This is a genomic window from Paenibacillus sp. EKM211P (assembly GCF_011066175.1).
GTDB lineage: Bacteria > Bacillota > Bacilli > Paenibacillales > Paenibacillaceae > Paenibacillus > Paenibacillus polymyxa.
In genome coordinates this window covers 175,998-190,382 of the sequence record NZ_JAAMNS010000005.1, presented here as the reverse complement: position 1 = coordinate 190,382, position 14,385 = coordinate 175,998, and the positions used below count along the sequence as shown (strand labels likewise).

11 protein-coding genes and 1 riboswitch are annotated in these 14,385 nt (G+C 49.7%); of the genes, 7 read left to right on the top strand and 4 right to left on the bottom strand.

Going from position 1 to position 14,385, the window contains the following annotated elements:
• Positions 1-80: 80 nt before the first annotated feature.
• From G9G57_RS11230 to G9G57_RS11220, 3 genes are all read left to right on the top strand, one after another.
• Entirely contained in the window at positions 81-1,313 is a 1,233-nt protein-coding gene (locus G9G57_RS11230) for an MFS transporter (RefSeq protein WP_113051004.1), read from the top strand.
• A 276-nt stretch (positions 1,314-1,589) separates the two neighbouring features.
• Positions 1,590-2,723, top strand: coding sequence for a virulence factor (locus G9G57_RS11225; RefSeq protein WP_045245018.1), 1,134 nt, complete (start codon positions 1,590-1,592; stop codon positions 2,721-2,723).
• Positions 2,724-2,844: 121 nt separating this feature from the next.
• Positions 2,845-3,047: riboswitch (Lysine riboswitch) on the top strand.
• A 134-nt stretch (positions 3,048-3,181) separates the two neighbouring features.
• The gene (locus tag G9G57_RS11220) at positions 3,182-4,648 is read left to right on the top strand and encodes an amino acid permease (RefSeq protein ID WP_016820306.1); all 1,467 of its coding nucleotides are present in this window, start codon (positions 3,182-3,184) and stop codon (positions 4,646-4,648) included.
• Between the two features lie 122 nt (positions 4,649-4,770).
• Here G9G57_RS11220 and G9G57_RS11215 read toward each other — a convergent pair whose 3' ends face one another.
• Together G9G57_RS11215 and G9G57_RS11210 are read right to left on the bottom strand one after the other, a co-directional pair.
• Positions 4,771-6,147 (bottom strand): MFS transporter, encoded by a 1,377-nt coding sequence (locus tag G9G57_RS11215; RefSeq protein WP_025365843.1) that lies wholly within the window; start codon positions 6,145-6,147, stop codon positions 4,771-4,773.
• 48 nt (positions 6,148-6,195) lie between these two features.
• The gene (locus G9G57_RS11210; protein WP_017425971.1) at positions 6,196-7,323 is read right to left on the bottom strand and encodes a transglutaminase domain-containing protein; all 1,128 of its coding nucleotides are present in this window, start codon (positions 7,321-7,323) and stop codon (positions 6,196-6,198) included.
• A gap of 280 nt (positions 7,324-7,603) precedes the next feature.
• Here G9G57_RS11210 and G9G57_RS11205 point away from each other — a divergent pair, with 280 nt between their 5' ends.
• The 3 genes from G9G57_RS11205 to G9G57_RS11195 are packed head-to-tail and all read left to right on the top strand — an operon-like array spanning position 7,604 to position 10,062.
• Positions 7,604-7,849 (top strand): FeoA family protein, encoded by a 246-nt coding sequence (locus G9G57_RS11205; protein ID WP_016820309.1) that lies wholly within the window; start codon positions 7,604-7,606, stop codon positions 7,847-7,849.
• Positions 7,840-9,849 carry a ferrous iron transport protein B gene (feoB, locus tag G9G57_RS11200; protein WP_164964946.1) on the top strand — a complete coding sequence of 670 codons (2,010 nt, stop codon included), beginning with the start codon at positions 7,840-7,842 and terminating at the stop codon, positions 9,847-9,849. Before G9G57_RS11205 ends, feoB begins: the two co-directional genes overlap by 10 nt.
• A 36-nt stretch (positions 9,850-9,885) precedes the next feature.
• On the top strand, positions 9,886-10,062 hold the full coding sequence (locus G9G57_RS11195; RefSeq protein WP_080902279.1) for a FeoB-associated Cys-rich membrane protein: 177 nt from the start codon (positions 9,886-9,888) through the stop codon (positions 10,060-10,062).
• An 85-nt stretch (positions 10,063-10,147) separates the two neighbouring features.
• On the opposite strand, the gene xylB is transcribed toward G9G57_RS11195, so the two are convergent.
• Entirely contained in the window at positions 10,148-11,671 is a 1,524-nt protein-coding gene (gene xylB / locus G9G57_RS11190) for a xylulokinase (protein WP_102997631.1), read from the bottom strand.
• A 56-nt stretch (positions 11,672-11,727) separates the two neighbouring features.
• Positions 11,728-13,044, bottom strand: a complete 1,317-nt coding sequence (xylA, locus tag G9G57_RS11185; RefSeq protein ID WP_016820313.1) for a xylose isomerase — start codon at positions 13,042-13,044, stop codon at positions 11,728-11,730.
• Positions 13,045-13,179: 135 nt separating this feature from the next.
• Between xylA and G9G57_RS11180 the strand changes: the two genes are divergently transcribed.
• Entirely contained in the window at positions 13,180-14,352 is a 1,173-nt protein-coding gene (locus G9G57_RS11180; protein WP_025365847.1) for an ROK family transcriptional regulator, read from the top strand.
• Positions 14,353-14,385: the final 33 nt, after the last annotated feature.

The window sequence follows — 14,385 nt, the reverse complement described above, 5'->3', positions numbered from 1 at the left end:
AACATATAATTAGTTTATCTAATATATTTAATTGTTTGTATTTCAAATTACTTATTTGATGATGAAGGAGTGTTCTATTGATGAGTAAACTACGAACAAAAGATACCGTTATCCAGAAGGAAAATGTTGCTCTCCCTTATGCATGGATGACTGTAATCCTATGCTGGTCAGCGGTTGTCGTCATGTCCAGCCTGTATGTGACGATCCCTTTGGTCCCTCTCTTTGCTAAAGTATTTGGAAAAACGCTAGCTGAAGCAGCTCTGCCGGGAAGTATCTTTTCCTTAGGCTTTGCAGCGGGATGTCTTATTTATGGAGGATTGTCTGATCGCTTTGGACGCAAGCAGATTATCGTCGCTGGATTGCTCGCATTGACGATCCTTTCGTTATCCCTCAGCTTAACCAGTCAGTATTCTGTATTAGTTGCACTACGCTTGCTTCAGGGCTTGGCGGCAGCCACCTTTTCCCCCGTTGCTCTCGCATACGCCGTAGACATGTTTCCAACCGAAAAACGGGTAACGGCCATCGGCTTTATCAGCACCGGTTTTCTAGTGGCAGGTATTGCCGGACAGGTATTTAGTATTATCATCAGCGAACAAATCGGATGGAATATGGTATTTCGGATGCTAGGTGTTTTGTACGCAATCACCTTCCTGATCGTTCTTTTTTTCCTGCCTAAAGCTCCCTCCCCGCAACGAGGGGTTCGTATTTGGACAGCCTTCGGTCAGTTGGGGACCGTTCTGCGTTCGTATCCTTTATGGTTAAGCTACACGATTGCTTTTGTTCTTCTGATGTCATTTGTGAGCATGTATACGGTTTTGGGAAGCTACCTTGGCAGTCCCGAATTTGGCCTGAATAGTAGACAGATGCTATATGTCAGGTCGGCTGGCATCATCGGCATGCTTCTCTCACCCTTCGCCGGAAAATTGGCCCTGAAATTCGATGTACACCTTGTATTACGTACAGCTCTTCTTCTTTCCATCCTTAGCTTGGCGCTGATGGGAATGACACATTCTCTAATAGCTATCGTGGTATTAAGTGTATGTTTTGTCAGCGGCATTGCCCTGAGTGTCCCTTCACTCATTACAATAGTTGGTCAGCTCGGCGGGGCAGCAAGGGCCATAGCGGTCTCACTATATACCTTCATCCTGTTTGCCGGTACGAGTATAGCCCCTATGCTTTCCATTCGTTTGATGGGGAATGGCGGCAATCAGATGACTACATTTATGCTGCTGGCGGCTGTTCTGTCTGTGGGACTTATCGCCTCCCTGCTCATTCGCCGCCGTCAAAACGATCCACTGAAGCGGGATGCATAATACAACATCCGACTAAAACCGAACTTAAAAGTTACCTATAGTGCCACTGCGCAATCGGATGTTACTTCCCACCGCACCGTCCCCGGATTTCTAGAATAAAACCTATGAAATACTCCTATTTAACAGGTATACTCATCTAAATCATGTGATATATGTCATTGTGTTTTCTCTATAAACGAAAACTCTCTCTTTGGAGACCTACGCAGAATGAGGTACAATACAGATAAGCTATATATGATATATGGAGAACTTTTGAACAGGAGGCTGTACCGAGCTATGAAGATAACATCTATCGAGCCAACTCCCAGTCCGAACACCATGATGCTGCATCTGGATGAGCGGCTGGAAGCGGGTATCCGCAGAACATATACACGGGACAATGAGCGTTCGGCTCCCCCATTTATCCGGCGTATGCTGGCCATTGAAGGGGTCAAAAGCGTGTTTCACACGACTGATTTTGTAGCCCTTGACCGTAAAGGAAATGCCGATTGGTCTACTATTCTGGGTCAGGTCCGGGATCAGCTAGGCGAGGAAGGTGCTGACGCTAATTGGGATTTACCAGAGGAAACCTCTGGGGAAGCGTTTGGCGAAGCACAGGTTTTTGTACAATTTTTTCGCGGCCTTCCCATGCAAATTCGAGTTAAAGCGGGTCAGCAGGAGGAACGAATTTCCTTGTCCGACCGTTTCGTGCAAGCCGTTACCCGTGTAGCAAGTGCAACGCTGATCAAGGAACGTAAGCTGAGTGATTACGGCGTCCGCTACGGTGAACTGCCGGATATTGCCCGCGAGGTTGAGCAGGAATTGGAGGCAGCCTTTCCGCAGGATCGGCTGGAACAAATTATCCAGCAGGCGATTGCCCACGGCGCGGACAACAGCGAATTCGTGGAGGAACGCCGCGAGTGGAGCGATGCCGAGCTAAAGCAAGCCCTGCAACACGAGGACTGGCGCACACGCTACGCTGCGCTGGATCGGCTGGAGCCGACGCCCGAGCATTTGCCGCTGATCCGGCAAGCGCTGCATGACGACAAAATGCAGCTGCGGCGGCTGGGAGTCGTCTATCTGGGCGATATTCGTACACCGGAGGCGATGGAACTGCTGTTCGAGGCGCTGCGCGATCCTTCAGCGGCAGTACGCCGCACTGCTGGCGACACGTTGTCGGACATTGGCGATCCCGTCGCTACCAGTGCTATGATCGGAGCCCTATCGGACAGCAGCAAGCTGGTTCGCTGGCGTGCAGCCCGTTTTCTATACGAGGTTGGGACCGAGGATGCGCGTGATGCGCTGGAGAAGGCCGTCGAAGACCCCGAATTCGAGGTCAGTCTACAAGCTAAAATGGCGCTGGAGCGCATCGAATCAGGCGAGCAAGCCGCAGGTACGGTTTGGCAGCAGATGGCCAAGCGGAACTCCTGATTTAAGAATCGATAAGTGGATTTTCAAAAAATTGTCGATTGTCAGAAGGTGTACAGGTACGATATACTGTAGTTCGCTATACAATATAATATCATGTCATACACCTCATCAACCTGTTTTATGATGAGGTAGAGGTCGCGGATGTAATCAGTACACTGGAGGAGACGCCAAGAGCCGTCTGAGATTCCAGTAGAAAGGTACACCCGCCGAAGTATGCGGAGCTGACTCTTTGTAAATACTCCGTATGCTGGGGCTGCTAACCGAAAGGAGCAGAACTGTCACGCGATGTCCTAACACAGACACGTGTGTTGAGCTATCTTGTTATAGAAGAAGGTATGGTGCGGAATGCATAGACAAGACCGCAGGCGTATTCCCTGCGGTCTTTTGATTTATATACTCCCCCTCCTTCTGGCTCTTGCCCTGACATGAAATACAATTTCATGAAGGAGTGTTTGAACGTGCAACACAAAGCAACACCTGACGCAACCTTGCGTAAAAGTCTCAAAGCCCGCCATATGACGATGATCGCCCTCGGCGGCTCGATCGGAACAGGGCTATTCCTCGCCAGTGGAGGCGCGGTCGCCGAAGCTGGACCCGGCGGTGCCCTGCTGGCTTATGCAGCAGTTGGCCTTATGGTCTACTTCTTAATGACCAGCCTCGGTGAGTTGGCTACGTTTATGCCTGAATCCGGCTCTTTTAATACCTATGCAGGTCGCTTCGTCGATCCGGCTTTTGGTTTCGCCATGGGCTGGAACTTCTGGTACAACTGGGCAGTAACGATTGCTGCCGAATTGGCAGCAGCGACCGTGCTCATCAAATACTGGTTCCCAGAAAGTCACTCTGCTTGGTGGAGTCTGTTATTCTTGGCCATAATCTTCTTGCTGAACGCGTTGACGGTCAAAGGCTACGGTGAGTCCGAATACTGGTTCGCGATGATTAAAATTGTGACTGTAATCATCTTTTTGGCCGTAGGGGTGCTGATGATTTTCGGCATCATGGGTGGTCCTGCGGTGGGATTTGCCAACTTCACGGTAGGAGATGCCCCGTTCCATGGTGGATTCTTCGCTGTATTGGGCGTATTTATGGCTGCGGGCTTTTCCTTTCAGGGAACCGAGCTAATTGGGGTAGCCGCTGGCGAAAGCGAAAATCCGCGTGACAATGTGCCACGTGCCATCCGTCAAATCTTCTGGCGTATCTTGTTCTTTTATATTCTCGCGATTCTCGTTATTGGTTTGATCATTCCGTATACGAATCCGAATCTGTTGCGAGGAGATATCAGTGATATCGGAGTCAGTCCGTTCACGCTCGTATTTGAAAAAGCGGGGCTTGCCATTGCTGCCTCAGTCATGAACGCCGTTATTTTGACTTCCGTATTGTCGGCAGGCAACTCGGGTATGTATGCAGCGACTCGGGTACTGTACGCTTTGGCGCGGGAAGGTAAAGCCCCCCGTTTCCTTGGGCGTATCAATCGACGCGGCATTCCTATGAATGCACTTCTGATTACGACTGCTGTTGGTATGCTGGCTTTTCTCGCCTCCCTGTATGGAGACGGTGTAGTCTATAACTGGCTGCTCAATGCCTCTGGAATGTGCGGATTCATTACGTGGGTTGGGATTGCAGTCAGCCACTATCGTTTCCGCCGTGCCTTTACTGCACAGGGTCACAGTCTGAGTGAACTTCCCTACAAAGCCCGCTGGTTCCCGTTTGGACCGTTGTTCGCCTTTGCTCTATGTATCATTGTCATTATTGGGCAAGGGACGGATGCTTTCACCGGACAGGAGATTGACTGGAAAACGATGATCGCTACGTATATGAGTGTGCCGCTGTTCCTTCTGCTGTGGCTTGGCTACAAATGGATTAAACGTACTAAAATCGTTCCATTAAAAGAATGTGATTTGAGTTCAAATCCGCCTTCGGATAAATAATAGAATACCGTGTGTGATAAAAAGCCCGTCTCCACATATCAGGGAAACACGCTGATACACCTGGTCCCAAGACCGTTATCCGCATGTTCCCCTGTATATGCCCGGAGACGGGCTTTTTCTGTTTATTTGGAAGAAGCAGCTACTTCAGCTGATAAAGACATAGATAAGGCACGACGACTAAAAATACCGTATATGACAGCAATCAGCGTCAAGACTGCTGAAAACAAGTACAAATTAACGATACCCAGATGATCTGCAATCCAGCCCATTAAAAGCAGCGAAATACAAAACGTCAGGCTTGTCAGCGTAGCCTGGGCGGACAGCACCTTAGGCAAATCATGTATCGACACACTCATTTGCATCATCGTGCGGCGGGAGACGACCGACATTTCCGCAGGTAGCCCCATCAACAGCACGATAAGCAGCGTTAGTGGCGGTAATGTGTTCAGTGCATACCAAGCTGTCAGCAGTCCATAGCCTGCCATTCCTGCCAGCATGGCGGGCAGCAGTCTGCGCTGCAACAGCTTGACGCAGGCAAGAACTACGATGCCGCCACCAATCGCCCCTGCAAAATACGCGGCATTGATGTATCCCCACCATGCCTCGCTCTTGTGCAAGACCTGCTGAGCGAAGGCAAGCGTGAACGCGCCTACCCAAACCGATCCCCCCAGCAGGTCAATCATATCCATAAAAATAAGAGCCTTCAGTCTGCGACTGGCTCCGATGAGACTCCAACCTTCTCGCAGTATTTCCTTTTTACGTTTAGGAGGCACCGACGGACTCTCTGATTCCGGACCATACAGCTTATCTTCCAACTGTGCGGGAGGCAAGTCATGGTGCCCTTGTCCCGGCTCGGTTACAGCCTCATAAGCTGAGACATCTCCATTTTGCACCCTTGTTCCAGGCTGAAGCAAATAATGGGCTTTGCCTTCTAGGGGATCTCGAATCAAGCTGGTGAAGATCAGCGCTATCATATACAGACCGCCAGCCACCAGCAATGTTTTTTCCGAGCCCAGCATAGCTACGAGCACCCCACTAAGCCCCCACCCCGCTAATTGCACCGTCTGATCGCTGACCGATACCAGACTGTTTGCCCGCATGAGCCCTTCCCCGGAAGCAAGGCGGGGAATCAGCGCGTTGCGCGCAGGTGTAGTCCAGCCGTCCAGAAAGGACATGGCTGTCACCAACGCAAACACAATCACCCATACGGGCTCCGTGCCCGCTGACCACAAGTGGCCCAGCAGTACAGCGAAGAAGGCCAGTTGTCCGAACTGGGAAACGAATAAAATAAATGGAAGCTGGAACCGGGCCAAAATGAGCGGTGCCAAAAAGCCGCTGATCATCTGTGCACCCATTCGCAGCAACGGAACGAGCACCGAAGAGAAGATCGAATCCGTTTCATGAAAAACCAGAGACACAAGTGCCATAATATAAAGAATGTCGGCCGCATTGGACATCGTCTGCGTGCCAAGCAAATAGGTAAAGGAACGCTTGTGCATATAAATTAGAATACTCCTTTGTTAATGTAGCTTTTTACAGCAAAATCATCAGGTCCATTTTAGGGTTACACGAAGATTGCCGGTACTTCCAAGATCCGTAATCTGATAGGAAATGGACTTCAAGCCAAGTTGATATAAGGATTGCAAATCCTCCTTGAGACTTCGTTCCGTCCCCTGATAGCCGAAGGTAAGTGACGTTCCTCCCTTATTTATCACCTTATGAACCTGCTCCTTGATATCGGCGGATGATTTGACCAGCCCCTTGCCGTCTTGCAATGGATACTCCAGGTTATTGTACAGTTTTTGATACACGGTAGCCTTTGATCCTCCAGTAGCTATCAATGCCGATAAGGTTTCCCGATACGATGTATTCGCCTGAGGGTATTGTTTCACCCATGAGTGATCCCGCCGCATTTCTGAATCCGTCAGCAGATAATATGAAGTGCTTACCTCGTTCGCGCGATCGGGGGTCGGGTCATCCCATGTCGTATCCATGTGATACCATCGGCCATCTAATAAAACAAGATTCCATGCATGCAACTGTCCCCCTGCTCTACCCTCCACAATCCGATTCGTAATCCCTGCTCGTTCGAGCATTTTATAGGCCAACAGCGAATAACCCTGACACACTGTGCTGCCCGTTTTCAGGCCATCGTAGGCTGTGTACTTTTGCTGTGCTTCATCATACTTTAGGCGAACGACGATCCAATCATGAATGGCCTTCACCTTTTCGTGATCCGTCATTCCTTTCGTAATGATATCCCCCAACACAGCTTGAACTGTGCTATCCACATATGCCGTCTGTTCCTTCGTCTCCCGGTAGCTTAAACGAATCGTAACCTGGGCGGAGGTGGTTGTGCCTGTATAGCTGAATGCGTAGCTTTTGATCGTATAATTCACATACGGATCGCTCTCCATCGCCTGTTGGATGGCTGTCTGTAGCTGCTGCTTGAGACCGTTCACTCGCCCTTGATATGTAAAGGTCAGCGTTTCACTCCGCGTAGCCATTGCCTGTAAAAGCTTGTTCTGAAGCTGCTGCGAGGATACGGAGGAAGTCGGCTTGACCGACGACGCATACACATTGCTGCCCCACTCTACAGCCTGCGGCAGCAACACAGCCAGCGCCGCACCTGCAACCAGACATTTTACAAGCCTAACCCCGATTTTTCTGTTCATACAGAGCGTTCCTGCCCTTCTTAGCATAGTTGTAAACAGCTCTATCTTACCATAAAAACAGTTGCCCCAAACGCTCTAGTTTTGTCGGTTGCAGGCGAGTAAGAGTGCATTTAAAGGCAGGTTGTGACACCATGCTCTGCTATATAACAGTTGGGAGCTTAGGCAAACATGTCGTTCGCAGAGAATTTTATCACAGCAATCTAGTACTCCTCATGATATGGTACTGGCATCGGAAGTAAATGATATTGATTCTCATTCTAGATCAGAAAGGCTGAGCACCATGCCAGAATGTATCTCGCTCCTTCGTACGCCATTAGGCCAAACTGTGCGTTTGCAATCTCTTGCCCCTCTTCATCCCTCATTGCGCCGACGCTTAACAGACATGGGCATCAACGAAGGCTCCATCATACGCTTAAAAAAAATCAGTCTATTGGGCGGTCCTATTGTTATTGAATGCAACGGACAGCTGGTCGGTCTCCGTCAAAATCAAGTGAAACAACTGGAGGTTGTTCCGACATGGACATGATCGCTCTTTTTGGCAATCCCAATACAGGTAAAACCTCATTATTCAACAAGCTGACTCGTACGTATGCAGAAGTAGGCAACTGGTCCGGCGTCACCGTGGAAAAGAAAACAGGAATTCTGCGTGACAAGTCTGCCGTATTGGTGGATTTGCCGGGTGCCTATTCTTTACTCCCTCTGTCGCTGGATGAAGGCGTCGCTACTCGTTATTTGCTGGAGGAGCCGCCTGCGGCGCTGATTAACATCGTGGATGCCTCCCAGCTCCAGCGCAATCTTTATCTGACTGTACAGCTATTGGAATACGGTCGTCCGCTTGTACTCGGCTTAAACATGACTGATGTAGCCGATGCCACCGGTCTTCGGGTAAACAAGGAACTGTTGGCTGATCAATTGAACGTTCCCATTATTCCTATGGTGGCACGTACAGGTAGCGGAAGTAAGCAAATGCTTGCTTCCCTTCGAGAGGTCAGACATACATCCAATGCTTTTCAACTGGATTACGGCCCCGCCGTCGAAGCTGCTATTAAAGATATTTGCAACTTGCTGCCGAATACATCTGTGCCTCAGCTCCGTTGGGCCGCATTACAATGTCTGGAAAACAATCCGGTCGTCATGGAATGGATGACGAATGAGAAACAGCGTGAACAAGTAACGGCACGCATCCAGCGTTGCGAAGAAGAGCTTCTCAGGGAAGGGTATACCATCCCCCCCGCTCAGCATATTCGTTCTGTACGAACAGCATGGATTGCTGCGCTGTGCAGCAAGGCAATTGACACATCCAAACTCAAACCTCACAGCCTGACGGATAAGCTGGATGCATTGCTAACTCATCGGTACTTGGGGATACCGATCTTTTTACTGCTGATGTACGCTACTTTCAAGTTTACCTTCGATTGGGCGGGTACAATTCTTTCAGATATGCTGGATGAATTTTTTTCAGGGACACTCAGCAGCTGGATTTCTGAATTACTCGTTCACCTGAACGCCTCCGCTTTTACCCAAAGTCTAGTCGTGGACGGCATCGTGGCTGGGGTCGGGGGTGTGCTAGTTTTTCTGCCTCAAATTGCTATTTTATTTCTGATTATCTCGGTGATTGAAGACTCTGGGTATATGGCACGGGTCACGATACTCATGGATCGCTTGATGCAGGCTGTTGGCTTGAACGGGAAAAGCTTCATTCCCTTCATTATTGGATTTGGTTGTAATGTTCCGGCCATTATGGCGGCACGCACCATCGAACAACCAAGAGAACGCCTCATTACAACGTTGCTGGTACCCTTTATGTCATGCTCGGCCCGCTTGCCAGTCTATGCGTTGTTTGCAGGTGTGTTTTTCCCGTCACATGCGGCAAGCATTATCATGCTGATGTATGTGTTAGGGATCACCGTATCGCTTGTACTTGCCAAAATTTTTTCCAAAGTATCTATTTTATCAGGTGAGCCTTCCCTCTTCATCGTGGAGCTCCCTCCCTATCGGGTACCGCAGGCTCTTACCTTATTTCGCAGCACATGGGAAAAGGTCAAAGGCTTCGTCCGTAAAGCCGGAACGATTATTCTTGCAGGCTCCGTTGGCATCTGGCTCTTGTCCAATTTCGGTCCGCAGGGCTTCGGGGTAGAAATGGATGACAGCCTGCTCGCTACAATTGGAGGATGGTTTGCACCTCTATTGGCCCCTCTTGGTTTTGGTACCTGGCAAGCAGGCGCGTCCCTGCTCACAGGTTTTATGGCCAAGGAGGTAGTCGTATCGACTATGAATATCATTTACCACGTTCCCGATATGCAGGGATTGGAACTGCAAGTCAGTCATGCTTTTACACCGCTTGCCTCATTTAGCTTTATGGTGTTCATTCTGTTGTATGTGCCGTGTCTGGCCACGGTAGCGGTTATTCGCAAAGAGACACTCTCTTGGCGATGGACTGCATTTTCTGTGATCTATCCTTTGGCCGTTGCATATATCATCGCCGTCTTGATCTATCAGTGTGGCAGATTATTAGGTTGGGGTTAATTCAGGCCCTACAGTATATAGAAGGAAGTGGATTCCATGATCAATGTAATTATTTTATTGGCGATCCTCGGTTATAGTGCGTGGGTGTTAGTACGATTTTTGCGAAAAAGCCGCCAAGGCGCCTGTGCCGGCTGTTCATCAAGCAAGTCATGTCCGGGCTGTGCCGTGAGCTCAGTGAATGAAGATCATCCGAAAATGAAGAAAAGTATTTAATTCATAACATCATCACATATAAAAAGCGGCTTCGGGGATTTCTACACCCGAAGCCGCTTCTCATTTAAGCTCAAAGCTCACCATATTACCGATAGACCGCCAAATGCTCACTTAGCTCCCGTGTGTGTAGATACACTTCACGGTATAGCTCGTATAAGCCTTCATATTGTGCCACACGTTCTGGGTTCGGCGAATATCTTGCTGCTTCACGCAGAAAAGCTTCAGCGCACGCTTGCAGCGATTCAAACCACCCGCTACCATAGGCAGCCAGCATAGCTGCTCCCAAGGCAGGTCCCTGCTCACTTTCCAGCTTGACGATATCCGCGTTAAAAATATCGGCCTGCATTTGCAGCCACGCCTCATTACGCGCACCGCCGCCGATGGAAATCACTTCATTCACCGTTTTTCCCGTGCCTCTAAGAATATCAATGGATTCCTTGAGCGAAAACGTAATTCCCTCCAGCACCGCTCGTGTAAAATGCGCAAGCTTATGCCCTGCATCCATCCCGATAAAGCTGCCTCGAATAGTTGCATCCGGATGAGGCGTACGTTCGCCTACGATATAAGGCGTGAACAGCAGCCCGCGGCTGCCCGGCTCGACCGAGTTCACATCTTCCAACAATGCGTCAAAGGAATGTTCTGGCGCAAAGGTATCCTTAAACCAGGTCAAGCTGTATCCAGCCGCGAGTGTAACTCCCATGATATAATAAGCATCCTGCTCACTATGATTAAAAAAATGGGCTCGCCCCTGAACGTCGATATCCTTGCGTTCCTCATAGGAAAGTACAACTCCTGAGGTGCCGATGCTGCACAAGGTGCGGCCTTCGCTCAAAATGCCAGCGCCAATCGCGCCACATGCGTTGTCTGCTCCACCTGCATAGACCTTGGTCTCAGGCGAAAGCCCGCTCTGCTCCGCAATCTCCGGCAATAGTGTACCCGTCTGGTCAAAGGATTCCACCAGTGGCGGGAACAGCGACAACGGCAAATCAAACGCAGCAGCGATCTCTTCGCTCCACTGCTTGTTCGCGATATCCAGCAGTAATGTGCCCGCCGCATCCGAATACTCCATCGCCAGTTCTCCTGTGAGATAGTAGCGCACATAATCTTTAGGCAGCATAAAATGGGCCGCACGAGCCAGCACGTCTGGCTCATGCTCCTGCACCCACAGCAGCTTGGGCAGCGTGAAGCCTTCCAGCGCGCGGTTGCGCGCGATACTTAGCAGCGCTGGCCCGAGCTGTTCTTCAATACGGCGGCATTGTGCCGTTGTGCGCGTGTCATTCCAAAGAATAGCCGGACGAAGCACTTGGCCTTCCTTGTCAGTCAGCACAAGCCCGTGCATCTGCCCCGAAAAGCTAATGCCGTCCACAGCATCTGTTCCGCCGATTCCGGCCTTCTCCACAAGCTGTTTCAGTGATGCTAACGTGCCACTGACCCAGTCCTCAGGATGCTGTTCGCTATACCCTGCTTTCGGCTGATGGAGAGGATAGGACTGTGAGTTTTCATAAGCCACTTGCCCCTTGCGGTTGACCAGCACCGTTTTAACTGCGCTGGTACCCAAATCCACGCCGATGACATAACGCTCCTGCTCCTGATTTAGCTTCTCCTGCATTGGAGTTCCTCCTTCCCTTTATCGTGAAATCCTTATTTCATATATAAGCTCTGGCATTAATCAGCCAAAATGTATTGATTTAATGTTGCTTTCAGATATTCCTGACGACCGGATACGTTTTTGCGTGGTGTTTCGTTCGCCAGAGCATATTCAGCCAGAGAAGCAAGCGTTGCTTTTCCGGATACAATATCTGCTCCAATGCCTTCCTTAAAGCTGCTGTACCGCTTCTCAATAAAGTCCTCGAACACACGATCCTCGATCAGTTTGGCGGCAACCTTCAACCCCTTCGCATACGTATCCATACCTGCAATGTGCGCAAGGAACAAGTCTTCTGGTTCAAACGATGCTCTGCGCACCTTGGCATCAAAGTTGATACCGCCACGGCCCAGACCTTCATTTTGCAACACTTCATACATGGTTAGTGTGGCATCATACAGATCAACCGGGAATTCATCCGTATCCCAGCCCAGCAGCAAATCGCCTTGGTTGGCATCTAGGGAACCCAGCATGCCGTTAACCCGTGCTACACGTACTTCATGATCAAAAGTATGACCCGCCAAGGTTGCATGGTTAGCTTCCAGATTCAGCTTGAAATGCTGATCCAGATCATATTTTTGCAGGAAGGCAATCGTCGTCGCCGCATCAAAGTCATACTGATGCTTGGTTGGCTCCTTCGGTTTTGGCTCAATCAGGAACTGAGCGTCAAAACCGATTTCACGCGCGTAGTCCACAGCCATATGGAACATCCGTCCCAGATTGTCCTGTTCCAACTTCAAATCTGTATTCAGCAGTGTTTCGTAGCCTTCACGGCCTCCCCAGAATACATAGTTATCTGCGCCCAGACGTTTGCCCACTTCCAGTCCTTTTTTAATTTGAGCAGCTGCGTGTGCGTATACATCTGCATTGCAAGTTGTCGCAGCTCCATGCAAATAACGTGGATGGCTAAACATGTTCGCCGTGTTCCACAGCAGCTTTTTCCCCGTAGCCTTCATGTGCTCCTCAATCAGATCCACGATGGTATCCAGATTGCTGTAAAATTCCTTCAGTGACGCGCCTTCAGGTGCAATATCCACATCGTGGAAGGCGAAATAAGGTAAATTCAGCTTATCCAGCAGTTCAAAGGCAGCTTCCACACGTGCCTTCGCCAAATCTAGTCCAGTAAACTTGGACCATGGACGTTCCGCAGTCTCTACTCCAAAAGGATCAGAGCCACCTGCAACCAGCGTATGCCAATACGCCATACTAAACCGCAGATGCTCCTCCATCGTTTTTCCCGCTACCATTTCCTGAGGATTATAAAATTTAAATGCAAAAGGATTATCGGATTGCTTGCCCTCGAATTTAATTTTAGATACTTGTTCGAAATAAGCCATTATAAGTTCCTCCTTTGTAGTAAACGTTTACAAAAACGATTCTAGCACAGCCAAGAAACTTTGTCTATTGCTTAAACTAAGTTTATTTTTATGATATAATAACGGGAATTACATCAACAGGAAGTGAAAATAACCATGAATGTTACTGGCGATCAGGCGCTTGTCAAAAAGCTGAATAAATCCATTGTATTGGAGCGAATCCGCCTTCATGCCCCTCTATCGCGGGCACAGTTATCCAGTCAAACCGGATTAAACAAGGCCACCGTGTCCAACCTGGTTGCAGAGCTTATCACCGATGGATTGGTGTATGAGACAGGATTAGGAGAATCCAGCGGTGGGCGTAAACCTTTAATGCTGCTGTTCAACAGCCGTGCAGGCTTTGTGCTCGGTATCGAGGTTAGCGTACAGTACATCAAGGGTGCTCTGACCGATCTGGCAGGTACCATTGAAACAGAGCTTACCCTTTCTCTAACCCAGCATGATCCTGACTTTGTCATCGAACAAATCCGTAAGCTCGTTCAGAAACTCATGCAGGTCACTCCTCCCTCCCCTCACGGTATTGTTGGCATTGGGTTGGGGGTACCCGGTATGGTGGATGAAACCGGAAATGTTTTATTCGCACCCAATCTGGGCTGGGAAGAGGTTCCGCTGCGTCAACAGCTTGAGACAGAGCTGGGTCTTCCCGTAGTGGTGGATAATGAGGCCAACGTCGGTGCACAAGGTGAATTGTACTATGGTATGGACGCCGATCATCGGCAGCTTGTGCGGGATCTGGTCTACATCAGTGCAGGCTCCGGGATCGGGGCCGGAATTATCATTGATGGCAAGCCGTATCAAGGGGCTTGGGGATACGCGGGTGAGAGTGGGCATATGTCCATAGACTGGAACGGGCGCCTCTGCTCCTGCGGCAGCCGAGGCTGCTGGGAGCTGTATGCTTCGGAGAAAGCGTATGTAGCATCCGCATTGAAATTGCCTGCACATAATACAGCGGAATTACTCCCGTTTGCCCGGCAAGGTGATGCGAGTACATTAAGCGTCCTTGGTGAAATCGGGCGCTATTTAGGTGTAGGTATTACCAATATTGTGAACAGCCTCAACCCCGGCATGCTTATCATTGGCGGTCCGCTTGCGGAAGCCAGACCTTGGTTGGAGCAAAGTATGCGTACAGTGATCGAAGAGCGGGCCCTGCCCTATCACCGTCGGCAATTACAGATTCGTTTCTCCACGCTTGGCAGCCGTTCGACGATGCTAGGTGCTGCCTATGCGGCAACGGCTCCTTTTCTCGGGCGTGTACGTGTATCTTTGTAAAAGACCAAAAAACAGGCCCCCGTCGCAGTATGC